This is a genomic window from Pseudomonas izuensis, assembly GCF_002356535.2.
GTDB classification, from domain to species: Bacteria; Pseudomonadota; Gammaproteobacteria; order Pseudomonadales; family Pseudomonadaceae; genus Aquipseudomonas; species Aquipseudomonas izuensis.
Genome location: NZ_AP017423.2, coordinates 4,285,749 through 4,304,801, shown reverse-complemented (window position 1 = coordinate 4,304,801; position 19,053 = coordinate 4,285,749). Strand labels below are relative to the sequence as shown.

The following is a 19,053-nucleotide window of genomic DNA, read 5'->3' as shown; positions in this document are numbered from 1 at the left end:
GTGGCGAATGTTCAACCGCCTTCGCGAGCAGGCTCGCTCCCACATTGGATCTGTGGCGTTCACAAATCCCCTGTGGGAGCGAGCCTGCTCGCGATGCTTTTAGAACCGAGTCTGCACCGCCAGCTCAAAAGTCCGCGGCGTACCCAAATAATAAGCCGGCGACACATGGGCGAACTCGGCATACACCTCATTGGTCAGGTTCCGGACCCGCCCCGTGATGGTGGTGTGTCGGTCGACCTTGTAACTGAGAAACGAGCCGTACAGCGTGTACGACGGTACGGTCATGGTGTTGGCGCTGTCGGCAAACACCGACGCCACGTAACGTGCATCTACACCTCCCTGCCATTGCGGCGCGAAATCATAGGTCAGCCACAGATTGCCGACGCGATCCGGCACGTTGGTCGGTGTGTTGCCCTTGCGTGAAACCACTTGGCCAGCGGCGTTCTTTTCGGTGAATTCGTCGTACCGGGCATCGACCCAGGCGAAGTTGCCTTCGGCCAACAGCTTGTCGGTGATCCGCAGCGAACTGGCCACTTCGATGCCTTTGGACGTTTGCTGGCCCACTGGAATGCTCAGGGTCGGGTCCAACGGATCGGTCACCGCGAAGTCCTTGCGCTCGATCGTATAGGCCGCCACCGTCGCCGCGCCGCGACCGTCCAGATAATCGAACTTGCTGCCGACCTCCCACTGCTTGCCGGTGGACACGTCGAAGTCTTGCGTGCCATTGGGTTGCTCGGCAGCCGTGCTGTATTGCGCGTAGACGTTCGCCGCAGGCAGGATCTGATAAGTCAGGCCGATCCGCCCGGTCACCGGCTCCCAGCTGCGCTTGAGGTGCCGGGGATTGCTGGTGGTCACGACGCGATGGTTGGTCACGTCCAGGTCGATGTCGTCATAGCGCAGGCCAGTGAGCAACGACAGCTTGTCGGTGAGTGCCAGGCGATTCTCGACGAACAGAGCCTTGGTGGTGACCTCGTTGGTCTTGTCGCTGACGAAACCCTGTCGCGTGCCCGGAATATCGTAGAAGTGCCCCGGTTCATAGTTATCCGGATCCACGCTGCTGGCCCCTTTGACGTTCAAGGGTGAGTTTGTGGTCTGGTTGACCTTGTATTCGAAACCGCCGGACCAGGTGGTCGTCAACCCCAGCAGGGTGTTGTCGTGACGCAGTTCGAACTGGTTGCCGTTCTGCTCGCCCTGATGCCGCACCTGATACGCCGTGGAGCGGTTCACTGCCGTGTTATCCGCGTTGTACTGGTAGGTTTCCAGGTTGCGGTAATCGCGCTGGCTGTCGAGGTGGTAAAGCATGTTGCGCAGGGTGGTGCTGTCGTTGATCCGGTAGTCGATGATCGAGCGCACCCAGATCGTCCGTTGTTCGTAACGGCCGTCCTCGACGTTGTAGTTGTTGAAGCGATTGTGTTTGTCGATTTTCAGCTCCCCGACCTTGGGATTGAGCACCGGGGTGCCCCAGTAGGGACTGTCTTCGTGCTCGTCCTGGTATTCCAGGGCCAAGGTGTGGGACAGGTCCGGCGTCAGGTCGCTGAGCAGCGAGAACGCCATGCTCCAGGCATCGCGTTCCTGGCGGTCAATATAGCCGTTGCCGGTGTTGTGGCTGACATCGAGGCGGGCATAGTGCTGCACGTCCGCGCCGGCCTCGCTCAGGGCGTGATTCAGTCCGAACGCGGTTTCGCTGGTGTCGTAGGTGCCGTAGCTGGCCCGGCCTTCCAACGCCTGTTCTTCACGGGTCGCCAGTTTGGTCACGTAATTCAGCGAACCGCCCACGGAGCCGGCGCCATTGATCAGCGATGACGGGCCGCCGACCAGTTCCACCCGATCATAAATCCATGAATCCACTGGTCGTGCCAGTCCGCCGGACACGTTCACGCCGTTGAACATCTGGGTGATCTGGCTGCTGGTGAAGCCCCGATAGGAGACGAAGCCACCGAAGCCCGGCGGTGCGCTGGCGTTGACGCCGGGCAGGGTGTTGGCGGCGTCCTGGAAGTTCTGTGCGCCGTGGCGCTCGATGTCGTTGCGGTTGGCGATGGCCACCGAGGCCGGGGTATCCCGCACGCTCAAGCCCAGGCGCGAGGCCATGCCGCTGGACTGATCCAGGTTCAAGCCGGGTTCGGCGTCTTGTTCGCCATCAATGGTGATCGGTGCGAGATCGACCGTGGATTGTGCCCAAGCGGTAACGGACAGGCAGCCGAACAGGCTTGCCAGCAAAGGGCGGGTCACTACAGAAAAACGTGTCATTGATGAATCCTGAATTCTTGGCAAGCAAACAGCGCACACGCAAACGCCTCGCGTTGGCGAAGTGGGCTGATCGGTAGAGGCAAAGAGATTCAGGCGAGCGGTGGCGCGCGCGGATTGGCTGAGGGCCAGGTGAAACGGGCAGGGAGGTCGGCACTGGCAATCGGTGCCAATGGCGGGCTGTGTTGTTCGGGAAGGATCGCCAGGGTCAGGCTGGAGTTGAACGCGGGCCCCATGCCCCCGCTGGAGCACAACGGACAGCCGAACGCCTTGGACAGCGTCGGCAATTGTTCCTGGGAAGGGTTGGTCGAAACCGGTGCCTGGGTGCTCGGGTCGACCGCACAAAACTGGCCGCCGATGCCATTGAGCTGCATTCCGACCATTTGCCCGTGACCGATGCTGCAGGCGAACACATTGAGCAGAACGCAGCAGTAGAGCGTCCAGGCCAGCAGTGAGCGATCGGTGCGGGAGAATTTCATGGGGCGGCACTTTACTCCTCCGCCGACCGGTCGTGCACGTCAAAAAATGCCGACTAGGATGATTCTGACCCAATCTCTTTCAAGGATCTTCAACCATGACCTTTGCGTTGGCTCAATGGCTGGTGACGATATTTGCAGCGATCAGTTTGGTGCACGTTTATTGGGCGTTGGGTGGTGAATGGGCGACGGTGGCGGCCGTGCCGCAAATACCGGTGGAGGGCGGTGTGCGGTTGCAGCCAGCCTTCAAGCCGCGAGGCTGGATCACGCTGCTGGTGGCCGCGGCCTTGTCAGTGATTGCCCTGTTGGTGTGTTTGCGGGTTGGCTGGTGGCTGCCGCAGGTGGAACACAAAGCGTTGCAGTGGGTGATCAGCGCGATTGCGATATTGCTGTTCGCCCGGGCGATCGGGGATTCGGAGCTGGTGGGGTTTTTCAAGGAGGTCAAGGATTCACGGTTTGCCCGGTGGGATACCTGGGTTTACTCGCCGTTGTGTGTGGTGTTGGGGGCGGGGTTGTTGGCCGTTGCCTGGGTTTGAGTTGCCTCGACTGACGCCTTCGCGAGCAGGCTCGCTCCCACAATGGATCGCACATGACCTGTGGGAGCGAGCCTGCTCGCGAAGAGGCCGGTCCAAACAACGCAAGCTTCTGAACTCAACTCCCGCTTTCCGTACGCCGGCTGCTGACCTCCGCCGGCACATCATCTCCGGCCATGCGCTTGCGAAACAGCGCCGCCCGCGCCAGCAGCAGCGTCGTCACCGGCACGGTGATCGCCAGCAAAATCGGAATCAGCCAGGCGTGCAACACCGGCGCGGACTTGAGTGCCGAAAAGTAGATGATCGACGCCAGCGCCACGCACCAGGCACCCAGGGTCGAAGCCAGGGCCGGTGGGTGCATGCGCTGGAAGTAGTCTTTCATCCGCACCAGGCCGATGGCGCCGATCAACGCAAACAGGCTGCTGAGCACCAGCAGGATCGCCACCGGGATTTCCACCCACAAGGACAATTCGGCATTCATTCGATCACCTCGCCGCGCAGGAGGAATTTCGCCAGGGCAAACGAGCCGACGAAACCGAACAGGGCGATCAGCAGCGCCGCTTCGAAGTAGGTGTCACTGGCATAGCGAATACCCAGCGCCAGCATCATCAGCATGGCGATGATGTACAGGTAGTCCAGCGCCAGAACCCGGTCCTGGGCCGACGGGCCCTTGAACAGGCGGATCAGGGTCAGGATCATCGCCACGGAAAACAGGAACAGGCTCAGCAGGATCGCGTTCGACAGCAAGGCGCTCATTCGAATATCTCCATCAACGGGCGCTCGTACGTCGCCTTGAAGTGCTCAATGAACGGCGCTTCGTCCTCCAGATCGAAGACGTGCAGCAACAGAATGCTGCGGTCCAGCGCCAATTCAGACCAGACCGTGCCGGGCACTACCGTGCAGATCATCGACAGCGTCGCCAGGCCATTGGCGTCGCGCAGGTCCAGCGGCACCTTGATGAACCGTGAACGCGGCGGGCGACGGCCGGCGTTGAGCACGCCCCAGGCCACGGCGACGTTGGACACCAGCACATCGCGACCGACCACCAGGAACAGGCGCAGGATCACCCCCGGCCGGCGAATGCGGATCGGCAGCGGACGCAACTTGCGCATCATCAACGGCGCACAGAAGCCCAGTGCAGCGCCCAACAGCAGGTTGCCGGGGGTCATCGACAAATTCAGCAGCAACCACAGCATCCACAGGGCCAGCGACAGCCACGGCGCGGGAAACAGGCGCTTCATGGTTGCACCTCCAGCATCGCAGCCTTGGCTTCAGGACTTGGCACAGCCCGGGTGCCGAGCACAGCCATCACATATTGCTGCGGGTTGTTCAAGGCATCGGCGGCGGCCTGGGTGTAGCGCAGCAACGGCTCGGCCTTGAACGTCAGCGCAATGCTCAAGGCCAGCAGGACGAAGATCGGCACGCATTCCAGGCGTCGCAGCACTGGCGATGGCCGTTCTGCCGGCGTCCAGAAACGCTGGATGCCCAGGCGCGAAAAGGCCACAAGCGAGGCCAGGCCAGAGAGGATCAGCAAGGCGAGCAAACCCCACGCCCCGTTCGAGATCGGTGCTTCGTGGCCCAGGCCCAGCGGGTTGAGCAGGGCGCTGAGCAGGCCGAGTTTGCCAATGAACCCGGAGAGTGGCGGCATGCCAACGATCAGCAATGTGCAGGCAATGAAGCTCAGGCCGAGAAACGCCATGGTCCAGGGAATCACCTGGCCGACCACGGCTTTCTGATCGTCGTCGAGGTTGATGCCCTTGACCGGCGCCGACGACTCCAGTGGTCGTGGCAGCATTTCGTTTTCATCTTCCAGCGGGATCTCGCTGGCCGAGCGCGAACGCTCGATCAACTCGGCCAGCAGGAACAGCGCGCTCAAGGCCAGGGTCGAACTGACCAGATAAAACAGCGCCGCACCGATCAGGTTGGGCTGGGCGAAACCGACGGCCGACAAGAGAATCCCCGCCGACACCAGAATGCTCAAACTGGCCATGCGCTCCAGGCGTTGCGCGGCGAGGATCGCCACCGCAGCGCAGGTGATGGTCATCAGGCCGCCGTAGATCAGCCAGTCGCCGCCGAAATACGCCGATGCTCCGGCCTGACCGGAGAACAGCAGGGTCCACAGGCGCAGGAAGGTATAGACACCCACCTTGGTCATGATTGCGAACATCGCCGCCACCGGTGCGCTCGCCGAGGAATACGCCGGCACCAGCCAGAAGTTCAGCGGCCACATCCCGGCCTTGGCCAGGAACGCTACCGCGAGAATCCCCGCGCCGGCGTGCAGCAGCCCGCGGTCGGCCTGCGGCACCAACGGGATTTTCAGCGCCAGGTCAGCCATGTTCAAGGTGCCGGTGACGCCATAGATCAGCGCCGCGCCGATCAGGAACAAGGTCGAGGCCAGCAGGTTGATCGAGATGTAATGCAGCCCCGACGACACCCGCGCGCGGCCCGAACCGTGCAGCATCAAGCCATAGGACGCGGCCAGCAGCACTTCGAAGAACACGAACAGATTGAACAGGTCGGCGGTGAGGAACGCGCCGTACAGGCCCATCAACTGGATCTGGAACAGCGCATGGAAGCTCGAACCGGCGCTGTCCCAGCGCGCCATGGCGAACAACAGGGCGCTGACGCCGATGATGCCGGTCAGCACCAGCATCAGCGCCGACAGACGATCGACTACCAGCACCAGGCCGAACGGCACTTGCCAGTTGCCCGGCAGGTACACGCCGATGGAGCCGGGCACGCCGGTGGTCTGCGTCCATTGCAGCAGCAAAATGGAGATGCCCAGCCCCAGCAGGCTGGAGAACAGGTTGATTTTGGCTTTGAGCGGCCGGTGCTTTTCGCCGAGCATCAGCATGATGGCGGCGGTCAGCAACGGCAGCAGGATCGGTACCGCGATCAGGTGCGTCATCGGATTCATTCTTTAGGTTCCCGGCCATCCACATGGTCGGTGCCGGTCAGGCCCCGGGAGGCCAGCAAGACCACCAGGAACAACGCGGTCATGGCAAAACTGATGACGATCGCGGTCAATACCAGCGCCTGGGGCAGCGGGTCGGTGTAATGCAGCAGATCCTGCGGCACGCCGTCCTTGATGATCGGCTCCTTGCCGATGAACAGGCTGCCCATGCTGAAGATGAACAGGTTGACGCCATAGGACAGCAGGCACAGGCCCATGACCACCTGGAACGTTCGTGGCCGCAGGATCAGCCAGACGCCGGACGCGGCCAGGACGCCGATGGCGATTGCGATGACTTCTTCCATCAGACGGCCTCCTTGATGGCGACGGGTTTGGGTTGCGCGGCGGTCTTGTGACCCCGCACCGACTGGTGGGCGAGGGCGGTGAGGATCAGCAGCGTCGAACCGACCACCACTGCGTACACGCCAATGTCGAAGAACAATGCGCTGGCCAGGTGAATGTCGCCCAGCAACGGCAGATCGAGATGCCAGGTGTGGGTGGTCAGGAACGGATAACCGACCGCCATCGCACCGAGACCGGTGACCGTGGCGAACAACAGGCCGGTGCTCATCCAGCGCAACGGCCGCAGGCTCATCTGCGCCTCGACCCACTGGGTGCCTGCCACCATGTATTGCAGGATGAACGCCACCGACATCACCAGCCCCGCGACAAAGCCGCCGCCCGGCAGGTTGTGCCCGCGCATGAACAGGTAGAACGACACCACGAAGGCAATCGGCAACAGCAGGCGCACCAGCACTGCCGGGACCATCATGAAGCCGAGTGCGGTGTCGCTGGCATGACGCGGGTTGACCAGGTCGGTGACCACGTCGGGCGCTAGCAAGCGCTGCTGGGCCGGCAGTTGCAGGCTTTCTTTCGGCGGGCGGAAACGACGCAACAGGGCGAACACGGTCAACGCCACCGCCACCAGTACGGTGATTTCGCCGAGGGTGTCGAAACCACGGAAGTCCACCAGCATCACGTTGACCACGTTGCTGCCGCCGCCCTCGGGCAGGGCGCGGCTCAAGTAGAACGAGGAAATATCGTTCGGCGTCTGGCGCGTCAGCATTGCGTAGGCCAGCAATGCCATGCCGCCACCGACCACGGTCGACAGCAGCAAGTCGCGGATCCGCCGGATGCGCGCCTTGCGCAGGCTGCTCGGCAACGGCGAAACCTCTTCGATCCGCCGTGGCAGCCAGCGCAGGCCCAGCAGGATCAGCACCGTGGTCACCACTTCGACCACCAGTTGCGTCAAGGCCAGGTCCGGTGCCGAGAACCAGACGAAGGTCACGCAGGTCATCAGGCCGCAGACGCTGACCATGGTCAGGGCGGCGAGTCGGTGATACTTGGCTTGATACGCGGCGCCCAGCGCACAGGCAATCGCCAGCAGCCACAGGATGACGAACACGATCGACCCCGGAATCTTCGGCCGGTCGCCCCAGTGCAGGCTGCTGTGCAGCATCGGGATCAACCCGGCCAGTACGGCGGCGAGCACCATCAAAAACAGTTGGGTTTGCAGGCGCCGGGTGCTGATCCGCCGTTCCAGGCGGCGGGCCAGGCGCATCTTGATCACCAGGACGCGCTCGAACAGACGCTTGCCATTGAACCGGCCAATCAGCGGCGGGTAGTGGAAGCGCCCGCGCTTGAGTTGTTTGCGCAGCAGCAGATAAAGGACGATGCCGCCGGACATGGCGATCAGGCTCATGATCATCGGCGCATTCATGCCGTGCCAGATCGCCAGGCTGTATTCGGGCAGCGTGCCACCCACCACCGGCAACGCGGCGGCGGCGAGCAGCGGGCCGACCACTTGCGCCGGGAAGATCCCGACCACCAGGCAGGTGAACACCAGCAACTCGACCGGCGCACGCATCCAGCGCGGTGGTTCGTGCGGCGTGTGGGGCAGGTCGGTGGCGGTGGGGCCGAAGAACACGTCCACGGTAAAGCGCAGGGAATAGGCGACGCTGAACGTCCCGGCGATGGTTGCGACGATTGGCAGGGTCGTTTCGATCCACGCCGTGGCATTGATGAACACGGTTTCGGCGAAGAACATCTCTTTCGACAGGAAGCCGTTGAGCAATGGCACGCCGGCCATGGAGGCGCTGGCGACCATGGCCAGGGTGGCGGTGAACGGAATCAGCTTGAACAGACCGTTGAGCCGGCGGATGTCCCGGGTGCCGCTTTCGTGGTCGATGATCCCGGCGGCCATGAACAGCGAGGCCTTGAACGTGGCGTGGTTGAGGATGTGGAACACCGCCGCCACTGCCGCCAGCGGGCTGTTCAGGCCCAGCAGCAGGGTGATCAGGCCCAGGTGGCTGATGGTCGAGTAGGCCAGCAGGCCCTTGAGGTCGTTCTGGAACATCGCGCAGTACGCGCCGAGCAACAGGGTGCAAGCCCCGGCGCCGCTGACGATGTAGAACCATTCTTCACTGCCGGACAGCGATGGCCACAATCGCGCGAGCAGGAATACCCCGGCCTTGACCATGGTCGCCGAGTGCAGATAGGCCGAGACCGGTGTCGGCGCCGCCATGGCGTGGGGCAGCCAGAAGTGGAAGGGGAATTGCGCGCTTTTGCTCAGGGCGCCAATCAGGATCAGGGGCAACAGGATGGGGTAGAGGGCATGTGCACGAATCAGATCGCCGGCGGCCAGGACCTTGTCCAGGTCATAGCTGCCGACCACATGGCCAAGCAGCATGACCCCCGCCAGCAGGCACAAACCACCGGCTCCGGTGACCATCAGCGCCATGTACGCGCCGCGCCGCGCATCGGCGCGGTGGTGCCAGTAACCGATCAACAGGAACGAGAAGAGGCTGGTCAGCTCCCAGAAAAACACGATCTGGATCAGGTTGCCGGAGATCACCAGCCCGAGCATGGCGCCCATGAATGCCAGGAAAAACGCGAAGAAGCGTGGCACCGGATCGTCCGGCGACATGTAGTAACGGGCGTATAGCGAAACCAGGGTGCCGATGCCCAGCACCAGCATCGAAAACAGCCAGGCGAAACCGTCCATGCGCAGGACGAAGTTCAGGCCCAGGCTCGGCAGCCAGAAGAATTCTTCACGAATGACGCCGCCATGGGCGATTTGTGGGTACAGGAGGGCGACCTGGACGGTGCCGATCAGGGCAACCAGGCCAGCCAGCAGCGATTCGGTGTTACGCGCGTTGTGTGGCAGCACCGCTGCCAGACAGCTGCCTATGAAAGGCAGAAGCAGTAGAACTATCAAGGACATAGGCTTCTAATCTGCGGAAGTTTGTGAAGCATCATACGTGCCAGCTCCCGGATCACCAAACGCCAAGCTGTCGCAGAATCCTACAAGGTAGACGGAAAATCCTTGTTTAACATTGTTTCAAAGGTGTGTGTTCGGCAGGTCCGGCCCCATCGCGGGCAAGCCTTGCTCCCACTGGGTTTGTGTTGATTGTAATTTTTGTGAGCCACACAGCACCTGTGGGATCAAGGCTTGCCCGCGATGGCGTCAGACCTCACACCAGAAATGCCACGATTCAACCTTGCGTCTCACGCTCCAACGCTTCATCAGCCGCAGCACTTTTACCCTTGGTCTTCAACTCACTGACAATCACCGCCGCCACAATCAACCCGGCCCCCAGCAATGCAATCGCCGGCAAGCGCTCCCCGGCGATCCGCCCGACAATCCCGGCCCATACCGGCTCACCGGCGTAGATCAAGGTGGCGCGGGTTGGTGAAACACTTTTCTGCGCCCAGTTCATGGCCACCTGAATCGCTGCACTCGCCGCGCCCAGCCCCAGGGCGCTGCACAGCAGCAGCCAGGAAAAGTCTGGAATGCGTTCCTGGGTCGGCACCACCATCAGGAACGATAGCAGCGAAGTGACCGCCAGTTGCACCACGGTCACCCGCTTCACATCGACTTGACCGGCGAAGTTGCTGATCAGGATGATCTCCGCGGCAATGGCGATGGCACTGATCAGGGTGGCAATTTCACCGGGGCTGAAATTCAACGCCGCGCCGGAGGGCCCCGACAACAGCATCAAGCCGGTAAACGCCAGCATGATCCCGATGCTCGGCATCAACCCCGGGCGACGCCCCAGCACCAGCCATTGCAGCAATGGCACGAAAGGTACGTACAACGCGGTGATAAACGCCGACTGGCTGCTGGGAATGCTTTGCAGGCCCACCGTCTGCAAACCGTAGCCCAGCATGATCGCCACGCCGATAAAGGCCCCGGCCTTGAGTTCGAACAGGGTCAGTTCCCGCAGGCTGCGCCAGGAGAACAGGGCGACGAGGCACGCGGCGGCGGCAAAGCGCAGGCCGACGAAGAACATCGGTCCGCTGACGGTCATTGCATGCTGTACCAGCAAAAAGGTCCCGCCCCAAACCATGGTAATCAGCACCAGCACGCACTCAGCCTTGCTGAGCCGCAGGAAACGGGAGGTAGCCTGGGAGGAGTTCACCGACGTCATGATCTTGCACACTATTTGAGGGGGACGCACAATGCGCCGGAAGTTGGGCAGTATACTGCGCAACACCACCAAGTGAGCAATATAGTGCACAAAGATTCCACGCAACGGGCTTCGGTCCTGCAGCACGTCAGCCAGAACGTTCGCCGTTTGCGCCATGCCGCGGACATGAGCCAGACCGCCCTGGCGGAAAAGTCCGGCGTCAGCCGGCGCATGCTGGTGGCCATCGAGGCCGGTGAAAAGAACGTCAGCCTGACCACCCTCGATCGCGTGGCCGAGGCTTTGGACGTGGCGTTCAGCGACCTGATCCAGGCTCCTGACGTGCGTGACCATAGCCGCATCAACGAACTGGCCTGGGCCGGGACGATTCCCGGCAGCAAAGCCGTATTGCTGGCCAAGGCCAATGCCAGCCGTGAAGTCGAACTGTGGGAATGGCGCCTCGAACCGGGCGAGCATTACCCGTCGGAGCCGGATGCCGATGGCTGGAGCGAACAGTTTTATGTCTTCGAAGGTTGCCTGACCCTGATGGTTGGCGATGTACCGCACCGCATCAGCGCCGGCGAGTTTTTCATGTTCGCCAGCAACCAGCCCCATTCCTATCGCAACGATGGGCCAGTGGCGGTGCGGTTTGTGCGCAACGTGGTGATCTGAACTGTTGGCCCATCAACACGGGATAAACACTTTGTGTTTCTGAAGCTGTAAGTGTTTCTCTAATTATTCTTTAACTTTTTGAAAAATAACGAATTTAAGTTTCGGCACGACTCCTGCAGAAGCTCAGGGAATTCATTCCCCAAGCTACGGAGTGCCGTTTGATGGCCCGTGAAATTCGTCTCAACGCTTTTGACATGAACTGCGTCGGCCACCAGTCGCCGGGGCTGTGGGCGCACCCGCGGGATCGTTCGTGGCAGTACAAGGACCTCGAATACTGGACCGATCTGGCGAAAATCCTCGAGCGTGGCAAGTTCGACGGTTTGTTCATTGCCGATGTGCTGGGCATTTACGACGTCTATAACGGCAACGGCGATGCGGCGATTCGTCAGGCGGCGCAGGTGCCGGTCAATGATCCCCTGCAATTGATCCCGCCGATGGCACTGGTCACCGAACATCTGGGTTTTGGCCTGACCGCGTCGCTGTCGTTCGAGCATCCGTACCCGTTCGCCCGGCGCCTGTCGACCCTCGATCACCTGACCAAGGGCCGCGCAGGCTGGAACATCGTCACCTCGTATCTGGAGAGCGGCGCGAAGAACCTCGGGCAGAAAGCCCAGGCCGAACACGATGCCCGCTACGACTTCGCCGAGGAATACCTGGAGGTTTGCTACAAGCTGTGGGAAGGCAGTTGGGAAGAGGGCGCGATCCTGCGCGACCGTGAGCGTCGGGTGTTCAGCGATCCGGGCAAAATCCACGAGATCCGGCACGTCGGCAAGCACTTCCAGGTGCCGGGCATTCACCTGTGCGAGCCTTCGCCGCAACGCACACCGGTGCTCTATCAGGCCGGAGCATCGAGTCGCGGCAAGCAGTTCGCCGCCGAACATGCCGAGTGCGTGTTCGTCGCCGCGCCGTCGAAAGTGCTGCTGAAGAAAACCGTCGCGGACATCCGTCGTCGCGCCGCCGAAGCCGGGCGCGATCCGTCGAAAATCCTGATCTTCAACCTGCAAACGGTGATCCTCGGCGAGACCGACGCCAAGGCCAAGGCCAAGTTCGAGGAATACAAAACCTGGGTCAGCTACGAAGGCGCCATGGCGTTGATTTCGGGATGGACCGGGATCGATTTCAGCCAGTTCAAACCGGATGAACCGCTCAAACATGTGCACACCAATGCCATTCAGTCGGCGGTCGAGGCGTTCTCCACGGCGGATCCGAACAAGGTCTGGACGCCCAACGAACTGGCGGACTGGGTGGGCATCGGCGGCTTTGGCCCGCTGTTCGTCGGCAGCCCTGAAACCGTCGCCGACCTGCTGCAGGAGTGGGTCGAGGACACCGATGTGGACGGCTTCAACCTGGCTTACGCGCTGACCCACGAAACCTTTGTCGATGCCGTGGAACTGCTGGTTCCGGAGTTGCAGAAGCGCGGGGTGTACAAGACCGACTATGCGCCGGGGACTTTGCGCGAGAAGTTGTTCGGGGAAGGACCGCGATTACCCCGGATTCATCCCGGGGCAGGCTATCGCGATCTGGCGGGGTTGCGGGAGCAGGAGAAAAAAGTGGTGTCTGCGTAGTACCTGGAGCACTCCACAAATCCCTGTGGGAGCGAGCCTGCTCGCGAAAGCGGTGTATCGGTCGATATCGATGTTGACGGTGCCGACCTCTTCGCGAGCAGGCTCGCTCCTACAAGGGGCATTGGTGTTTTTGATATTGCGTCCACGCACATGACACAGGCGCAGGTGAGCTTCCAGATTGCGGGTCAAAACATTAACGTGGCAGCTACCCAGGCAAACATTGATCAGTGAGAACGGCATGAGTGAAACTCCAAACGGACAGCCGACCGACATCATCCGGCACGCAGACATCCTGATCGTCGGCGGCGGTCTCAGCGGCACGATGCTGGCGGCGCAACTGTTGCGCCTGCCGGGCCATCGCCAGGTGCTGGTGATCGAACCCCGCGCCGAACTTGGTCGGGGCGAGGCCTACAGCGCCGTGGAGTTGGGCCATACGCTCAATGGCAATGCGGCGCGCATGAGCGTCGACCCGGACAACGCCGACGACCTGACCCAATGGCTGGGCGAATACATCGCCGCCGGTGGCTGGCCGGAGTCGGACGAGCAGCATGTGCCGGTCAGTGAACTGTTCCCGCCTCGGGGGATTTTCGGCCTGTACGTGCAGCAGCGTCTGGCCGAAGCGCAAGCGGTGGGCGCGTTGAACGGTTCGACGGTCGAGCATGTGCGAGCCGAGGTGGTAGATCTGCAAACTGAAGCGCAGGCGGTGCGATTGACCTTGAACGATGGCCGGCATTTGCAGGGTGCCTTTGCTGTGCTCGCCACGGGCATGTTCCCCGCCGCCCGAACGCCGCAGACCCAATCCAGTGGCTTGAACGCCGCCGCACTCGACCCATGGGATGTGGCCGCGATGCAGCAGCTTGATCCGCAATCGACGGTGCTGATCATCGGCTCGGGCCTGACCATGGTCGATGCCGTGGTGTCGCTGGAGCAGACCGGGCATCGCGGGCCGATCGAGGTGTTTTCCCGTCATGGCTTGCTGCCCCATGTGCGGCGCCAGCCACCCGCCTGGGTGGATTTCCTCGCCGAGGATCACAGCATTCGCACACCCCGTCAGTTGGTGCGCGAACTGCGCCGGCATTGCCGTGACGCGATCGCCGGGGGCATCGATTGGCAGGCGCCGCTGGACACCGTGCGGGCGCACATCGGCCGCTTGTGGAATCAGGCCACCGACGTGCAGCGTCGCCAGTTCGTGCGGCATGTGCGGCCGTGGTGGGAAAGCCATCACCACCGTTCGCCGCCCTTGAGCGCCGAACTGGTAGAACGCCTGCACGGGGAAGGGCGGTTGCGGATTCAGGCGGCGTCCTTCAAGGGGCTTGAGCCTTCCCCAGGCGGTGAAGTGAGCATTCGCATTCGTCGTCGGGGGGAGGCTGAAACCGTTGTCGTCAGCGGCGCGGCATTGATCAACTCCAGCGGCATCGAGTACGACTGGCGTCGGGTTGCGCGGCCGTTGCCACAACAGTTGCTGGCGCGCGGGTTGATCAAGCCGGGGCCCTTGGCATTGGGGATTGCTGCTGAGGTGGACGGTGCGGTGCTGGATGCCGATGGCCGGGCCGCCAGTCGGTTGTTTGCCATGGGGCCGCCGTTGCGGGGGATGTGGTGGGAGAGTACCGCTGTCACCGATGTGGCCAGTCAGGCCAAGGCATTGGCTGTGCGTTTGGTGGCGTCTTGTGCATAGTCGTTATCGAGAGGGGTGATCCTGTTCAGCGGGGTGTGTTGGCGCTGAGCCAACGCTGTTTGATTTGCTCCAGGCGCCCGTCGCGGTTCATCTCATCCAGCGCCTGTTGCCAGCGTTCGACCTGGCGTACATCGGTCTGCAGGGAAAAAGCGATGTAGCTGCCTTGCTGCATCAGCGGCATCTGATAGTGCAGTTGGCTGGGGGCCAACCCTTCTTCGCGGGCAATGGTGGCGAGGGACAGGGTATCGGCCACGACAAAATCGGCACGGCCCACCCGCGCCAAACGCATCATCTGCTCTGGCGTTTCGACGCCATACAAGTTGTTCAGACCCTGTTTCTGCAAGTAGCTATAGGCCAGCCATTTTCGTGGCACGGCGATGCGGCCAAGTTTGCCGGCTTCCAGCAAACTGCGCACCGGCGGCCGGGCGCTGTCGGCGGAGTACAGCGCGGTTTCCACTTCCAGCAATGGCCCGACCCACTGGTACTGGCCATCGCGTTCGGCGGTGCGCAATACGGTGAAGACCCCGGTCGCCGGTTCAGTGCTGGCGACATGCAAGGCTCGCAGTAACGGCAATTGTTGCAAGTTCAAATGATCGCCGGTGCGTTCGGCCAAGGCCTGCACCACATCCACGCCGAATCCCACCAGTTGGCCACCTTGCTGGAAATGCAGGGGCGGGTGGTTGTCGGTGAGCAGGGTCAAATCGGCCGCGAGCGCATTCAGCGTCAGGAAATACAGCAGGCAACCGGCCAAGCGCTTCATGAATCGTCCTTGATGAAGTGAAGCGCGAATACTAGTACGGGCACAGTGCCACTGTCCCGGACTATCTCCGGGGCTTTTGTGTCAGAGATGAGGATTTATAGGGATAGGGTTGTTGTAATACCTGTGGGAGCGAGCCTGCTCGCGAAGGCAAAGTGTCAGGCGACAACATTGTCGGCTGGACGTCCGTCTTCGCGAGCAGGCTCGCTCCCACAGTGGATATCAGTTGTGAGGGAGATCGTGATCAATAACGCTGATATTTCGAACCGAATTCGGCACGGTTTTCGGCGACGACTACACCGTTGATCGCCGCGTTGCCCGGAATCGAGGCAATGCGCTCACGCCGTTCCTGCAGACGATCCGATCCGCCTTCGGCGACACGATTCTCGATCAGGCGATCGGAGCCACCCTCGGCCACGCGATTTTGTTGCAACCGGTCCGAACCGCCTTCGGCCAGCAACGCCTGGGCAGTGCTTGGGGCGGCAACACTAGGGGTGTTGGCCGATGCCAGGTTCGACAGGCCAAGACCGCCCACCAATGCCAGGCCGAGTGCCAGGGACGAAACTTTCGAGAAGTTGAACATGGGAAATTCTCCGTGCGCTTAAGTAGTGAGTGGTCAGTAGCCTGTGCTAGCTGGTGGTCACAGTTAAACGCCGGGGTGTATCGCTGATGTGTGCCTGAACGGTGCGAAATCGGCTGTTGCGTATCAGGATGGGGTTCCTATACAGACGGATACAAAACACCTCGGGAAATGCTCATTCCTGGGCATCGAGCATTTGCACCGGATAGGAAAACACATAGCCCTCGCTGCGCACGGTCTTGATGTAGGTCGGCTCCCGGGAATCATCCTTCAATCGTTGCCGCAGGCGGCTCACCAGCAAGTCGATGGAACGATCGAACAGGTCGGCGTCGCGGCCCTGGGTCAAATTGAGCAACTGGTCGCGGCTCAATACCCGTTGCGGGTGATCGAGGAATACCCGCAGCAAGCGGTATTCGGCGCCGCTGAGGGCCACCAGGGTGTCGTCCTCGTCCAGCAAGTGCCGGGCGGTGGTGTCCAGGCGCCAGCGGCCGAAACCCAGCATGCGGCCACTTTCGGTGATCAGCAAATTGGGCGGCAGCATTCGGGTGCGGCGCAGCACGGCGTTGATCCGCGCCAGCAGTTCGCGGGCGGCGAAGGGTTTGGTCAGGTAGTCGTCGGCACCCATTTCCAGGCCAAGGATGCGGTCGGTTTCATCGTTGCGCGCGGTGAGCATGAGGATCGGCGTGGCTTTGTGTTTGCCTGAGCGCAACTCGCGGCACAGCACCAGGCCGTCATCGCCGGGGAGCATGATGTCGAGCACGATCAGGTCGACCTGGTTGGCTTCCAGAAAACTGCGCATTTGCCGGCCATCGGCAACCACGGTGGTGCGCAAGCCGTTTTTCTTCAGGTAGTTGCCGACCAGTTCGCGAATTTCGCGATCGTCGTCGACGATCAGGATGTGGTTGACGTGGTCCATGGTCGATCCCTTGTATTCGTTGGCGTACACCCCTGTAGGAGCGAGCCTGCTCGCGAAAAACGTCAGGGCGACGCGTTCATTCAGGCAGCACGCGTTATCGTAACGTCCATCGCGAGCAGGCTCGCTCCTACCGTAAAGCTATCAGGCCACCACTCGATAACACGGCACATACGCCGCGCCACCCGGCAGCTTCATCCGGTGCTGGGCGACGAAGGCCTTGAGCAGTTGATCCAGCGGTTGCATGATCGCCGCGTCGCCACGGATCTGGTAAGGCCCGTGTTGTTCGATCAGGCGGATGCCCTTGTCCTTGACGTTGCCGGCGACAATGCCGGAGAACGCGCGGCGCAGATTGGCGGCCAGTTCGTGGGCCGGCAGGTCGCGGCTCAGTTTCAGGTTGGCCATGTTTTCGTGGGTCGGATCGAACGGGCGCTGGAAGCCTTCGTCGATTTTCAGCAGCCAGTTGAAGTGGAACGCGTCGTTGCGCTCGCGGCGGAACTGTTTGACCGCCTTGAGGCCGGCGGTCATCTGCCGGGCGACTTCCGCCGGATCGTCGATGATGATCTGGTAGTGCTTTTTGGCCGCTTCGCCCAGGGTCGCGCCGACGAAGGCGTCGAGTTGCTCCAGGTACGGCGCGGCATGTTTCGGCCCGGTGAGGATGACCGGGAAGGGCAGGCCTTCGTTGCCCGGGTGCATCAGGATGCCGAGCAGGTACAGGAATTCTTCGGCCGTGCCGGCGCCGCCCGGGAAGATGATGATGCCGTGGCCCACGCGGACGAAGGCTTCCAGGCGTTTTTCGATGTCCGGCAGGATCACCAGCTCGTTGACGATCGGGTTCGGTGCCTCGGCGGCAATGATCCCGGGTTCGGTCAGGCCCAGGTAACGGCCGCCGTGGATACGCTGTTTGGCGTGGGCGATGGTGGCGCCTTTCATCGGGCCTTTCATCACGCCGGGACCGCAGCCGGTGCACACGTCGAGGCTGCGCAGGCCCAGTTCGTGGCCGACTTTCTTGGTGTATTTGTATTCTTCGGTGTTGATCGAGTGGCCACCCCAGCACACGACGATCTTCGGCTCGACGCCGGGGCGCAGGGTGCGGGCGTTGCGCAGCAGATGAAACACGTAATCGCTGATGCCCTGGGAGGTGCTCAGGTCAATGCGTTGGCTGTCGAGTTCGTTTTCGGTGTAGACGATGTCGCGCAGGGCGCTGAACAGCATTTCCCGGGTACTGGCGATCATTTCGCCGTCGACGAAAGCGTCGGCCGGGGCGTTCAGCAGCTCCAGGCGTACGCCACGGTCTTGTTGGTGAATGCGGATTTCGAAGTCCTTGTAGGCTTCGAGGATGGTCTTGGCGTTATCGACATGGGCGCCGGTGTTGAGGATGGCCAGGGCGCACTGGCGGAAGATGTTGTAGGTGCTGCCGGATCCGGCTTCGCTCAGTTGCTGGACTTCCCGTTGGGAGAGTGTTTCCAGGCTGCCTTTCGGGCTGACCGAAGCGTTGATTACTTGTCGTTGGGTCATTCAATGATCCTTAAAACGATGACATTCGCGCAGAAACAACGAATGGCATCCGAATGGTGTGTATCCATGAAAGAAGATGGCACGAACTGCGCGGTCTTGCCATGTCCCCCGTTTGACGATGAACAGATGAAAAGGAGCCCCAGCATAGCTAAATCCCTCGCAGAGGCGATAATGGCCCGCGCTTTTTGTGCCCCGCGAGACTTTTTATCATTGAAGTAAGGAAACCCGACGTAATGTTCGAAATCCAGCCGATGAACGCCGAAACCTATCGGCAACAGACGCGGCGCAGCACGCTGGTGATCGCCTTGATTTTCCTGGCGCTGGCGATGGTGCTGTCGACCATGGCGGTGGCGTTGTTCGGTACGCCTGGCGGGGACAATCTGCGTTTCAACATCGGCGGCGTGTTTGCCGCGGTGCTGGTGATGGCGGCGCTGATGCGCAAGGTGTTCTGGACTCAGGCATGGATGGCGCCGGCGGTCTACAGCTGGCAGCTCAAGCGCAGTCTGATGAGTGTCACTAACGTCATGCATCACGTCACGGCCGCGGTGGAAGCGGGTGATCCGAGCGCCATGAAGCTGTTGCGCTTCTATCACCTCGGGTTGAGCCAAATGCATCAATTGGACGGGAACTCCAGTGATCATGGGCAATTGCGGCGGGAAATGGAGCAGCACGAGGCGCGAATGCAAGCGCTGGGCATCAATCCCGATCAGAACCGTCTGGATCCTGCATGGCTGGAGGCGGTGAAGCAGGCGCGGACCTGA

The 19,053-nt window shown here is 61.7% G+C and carries 18 protein-coding genes; 5 read left to right on the top strand and 13 right to left on the bottom strand.

The window, feature by feature from the left end:
- Window positions 1-99: 99 nt before the first annotated feature.
- The gene (locus tag LAB08_RS18900; RefSeq protein WP_096510264.1) at window positions 100-2,247 is read right to left on the bottom strand and encodes a TonB-dependent receptor; all 2,148 of its coding nucleotides are present in this window, start codon (window positions 2,245-2,247) and stop codon (window positions 100-102) included.
- An 89-nt stretch (window positions 2,248-2,336) separates the two neighbouring features.
- Window positions 2,337-2,723 carry a DUF2946 domain-containing protein gene (locus LAB08_RS18895; RefSeq protein WP_096510265.1) on the bottom strand — a complete coding sequence of 129 codons (387 nt, stop codon included), beginning with the start codon at window positions 2,721-2,723 and terminating at the stop codon, window positions 2,337-2,339.
- A 95-nt stretch (window positions 2,724-2,818) separates the two neighbouring features.
- Between LAB08_RS18895 and LAB08_RS18890 the strand changes: the two genes are divergently transcribed.
- Window positions 2,819-3,256 carry a DUF3995 domain-containing protein gene (locus LAB08_RS18890; protein WP_096510266.1) on the top strand — a complete coding sequence of 146 codons (438 nt, stop codon included), beginning with the start codon at window positions 2,819-2,821 and terminating at the stop codon, window positions 3,254-3,256.
- A 115-nt stretch (window positions 3,257-3,371) separates the two neighbouring features.
- Here the strand turns inward: LAB08_RS18890 and LAB08_RS18885 are convergent, their stop codons facing one another.
- The 7 genes from LAB08_RS18885 to LAB08_RS18855 form a co-directional block, all read right to left on the bottom strand.
- Window positions 3,372-3,734: a Na+/H+ antiporter subunit G gene (locus LAB08_RS18885; protein ID WP_096510267.1), complete on the bottom strand. Its 363-nt coding sequence runs from the start codon at window positions 3,732-3,734 to the stop codon at window positions 3,372-3,374.
- Window positions 3,731-4,009: a K+/H+ antiporter subunit F gene (locus LAB08_RS18880; protein ID WP_096510268.1), complete on the bottom strand. Its 279-nt coding sequence runs from the start codon at window positions 4,007-4,009 to the stop codon at window positions 3,731-3,733. The genes LAB08_RS18885 and LAB08_RS18880 overlap by 4 nt, the downstream gene beginning before the upstream one ends.
- Window positions 4,006-4,494 carry a Na+/H+ antiporter subunit E gene (locus tag LAB08_RS18875; protein WP_096510269.1) on the bottom strand — a complete coding sequence of 163 codons (489 nt, stop codon included), beginning with the start codon at window positions 4,492-4,494 and terminating at the stop codon, window positions 4,006-4,008. The genes LAB08_RS18880 and LAB08_RS18875 overlap by 4 nt, the downstream gene beginning before the upstream one ends.
- The gene (locus tag LAB08_RS18870) at window positions 4,491-6,170 is read right to left on the bottom strand and encodes a monovalent cation/H+ antiporter subunit D (RefSeq protein ID WP_096510270.1); all 1,680 of its coding nucleotides are present in this window, start codon (window positions 6,168-6,170) and stop codon (window positions 4,491-4,493) included. The genes LAB08_RS18875 and LAB08_RS18870 overlap by 4 nt, the downstream gene beginning before the upstream one ends.
- Complete coding sequence (locus LAB08_RS18865; RefSeq protein ID WP_007986256.1) at window positions 6,167-6,511, bottom strand: Na+/H+ antiporter subunit C; 345 nt, start codon at window positions 6,509-6,511, stop codon at window positions 6,167-6,169. Before LAB08_RS18865 ends, LAB08_RS18870 begins: the two co-directional genes overlap by 4 nt.
- Complete coding sequence (locus LAB08_RS18860; protein ID WP_096510271.1) at window positions 6,511-9,429, bottom strand: monovalent cation/H+ antiporter subunit A; 2,919 nt, start codon at window positions 9,427-9,429, stop codon at window positions 6,511-6,513. Before LAB08_RS18860 ends, LAB08_RS18865 begins: the two co-directional genes overlap by 1 nt.
- A 271-nt stretch (window positions 9,430-9,700) precedes the next feature.
- Window positions 9,701-10,726: a DMT family transporter gene (locus tag LAB08_RS18855; protein ID WP_096510272.1), complete on the bottom strand. Its 1,026-nt coding sequence runs from the start codon at window positions 10,724-10,726 to the stop codon at window positions 9,701-9,703.
- Here LAB08_RS18855 and LAB08_RS18850 point away from each other — a divergent pair.
- The 3 genes from LAB08_RS18850 (at window position 10,721) to LAB08_RS18840 (ending at window position 14,524) form a co-directional block, all read left to right on the top strand.
- Window positions 10,721-11,284: a helix-turn-helix domain-containing protein gene (locus tag LAB08_RS18850; RefSeq protein WP_096510273.1), complete on the top strand. Its 564-nt coding sequence runs from the start codon at window positions 10,721-10,723 to the stop codon at window positions 11,282-11,284. The two genes, LAB08_RS18855 and LAB08_RS18850, sit on opposite strands and share 6 nt — an antisense overlap.
- 161 nt (window positions 11,285-11,445) lie before the next feature.
- A complete protein-coding gene (locus LAB08_RS18845) occupies window positions 11,446-12,849 on the top strand; it encodes an LLM class flavin-dependent oxidoreductase (protein WP_096510274.1) in 1,404 nt (467 codons plus the stop codon).
- A gap of 238 nt (window positions 12,850-13,087) precedes the next feature.
- A complete protein-coding gene (locus tag LAB08_RS18840) occupies window positions 13,088-14,524 on the top strand; it encodes an FAD/NAD(P)-binding protein (RefSeq protein ID WP_096510275.1) in 1,437 nt (478 codons plus the stop codon).
- A 25-nt stretch (window positions 14,525-14,549) separates the two neighbouring features.
- Here the strand turns inward: LAB08_RS18840 and LAB08_RS18835 are convergent, their stop codons facing one another.
- The 4 genes from LAB08_RS18835 to ppnN form a co-directional block, all read right to left on the bottom strand.
- Window positions 14,550-15,284 carry a substrate-binding periplasmic protein gene (locus tag LAB08_RS18835; protein ID WP_096510276.1) on the bottom strand — a complete coding sequence of 245 codons (735 nt, stop codon included), beginning with the start codon at window positions 15,282-15,284 and terminating at the stop codon, window positions 14,550-14,552.
- A gap of 241 nt (window positions 15,285-15,525) precedes the next feature.
- Entirely contained in the window at window positions 15,526-15,864 is a 339-nt protein-coding gene (locus LAB08_RS18830) for a hypothetical protein (protein WP_096510277.1), read from the bottom strand.
- Window positions 15,865-16,036: 172 nt separating this feature from the next.
- Entirely contained in the window at window positions 16,037-16,777 is a 741-nt protein-coding gene (locus tag LAB08_RS18825) for a response regulator (protein ID WP_096510278.1), read from the bottom strand.
- Between the two features lie 141 nt (window positions 16,778-16,918).
- Window positions 16,919-18,292 carry a nucleotide 5'-monophosphate nucleosidase PpnN gene (gene ppnN, locus LAB08_RS18820; protein WP_096510279.1) on the bottom strand — a complete coding sequence of 458 codons (1,374 nt, stop codon included), beginning with the start codon at window positions 18,290-18,292 and terminating at the stop codon, window positions 16,919-16,921.
- Between the two features lie 233 nt (window positions 18,293-18,525).
- Between ppnN and LAB08_RS18815 the strand changes: the two genes are divergently transcribed.
- Window positions 18,526-19,053 (top strand): DUF3087 domain-containing protein, encoded by a 528-nt coding sequence (locus LAB08_RS18815; protein WP_096510280.1) that lies wholly within the window; start codon window positions 18,526-18,528, stop codon window positions 19,051-19,053.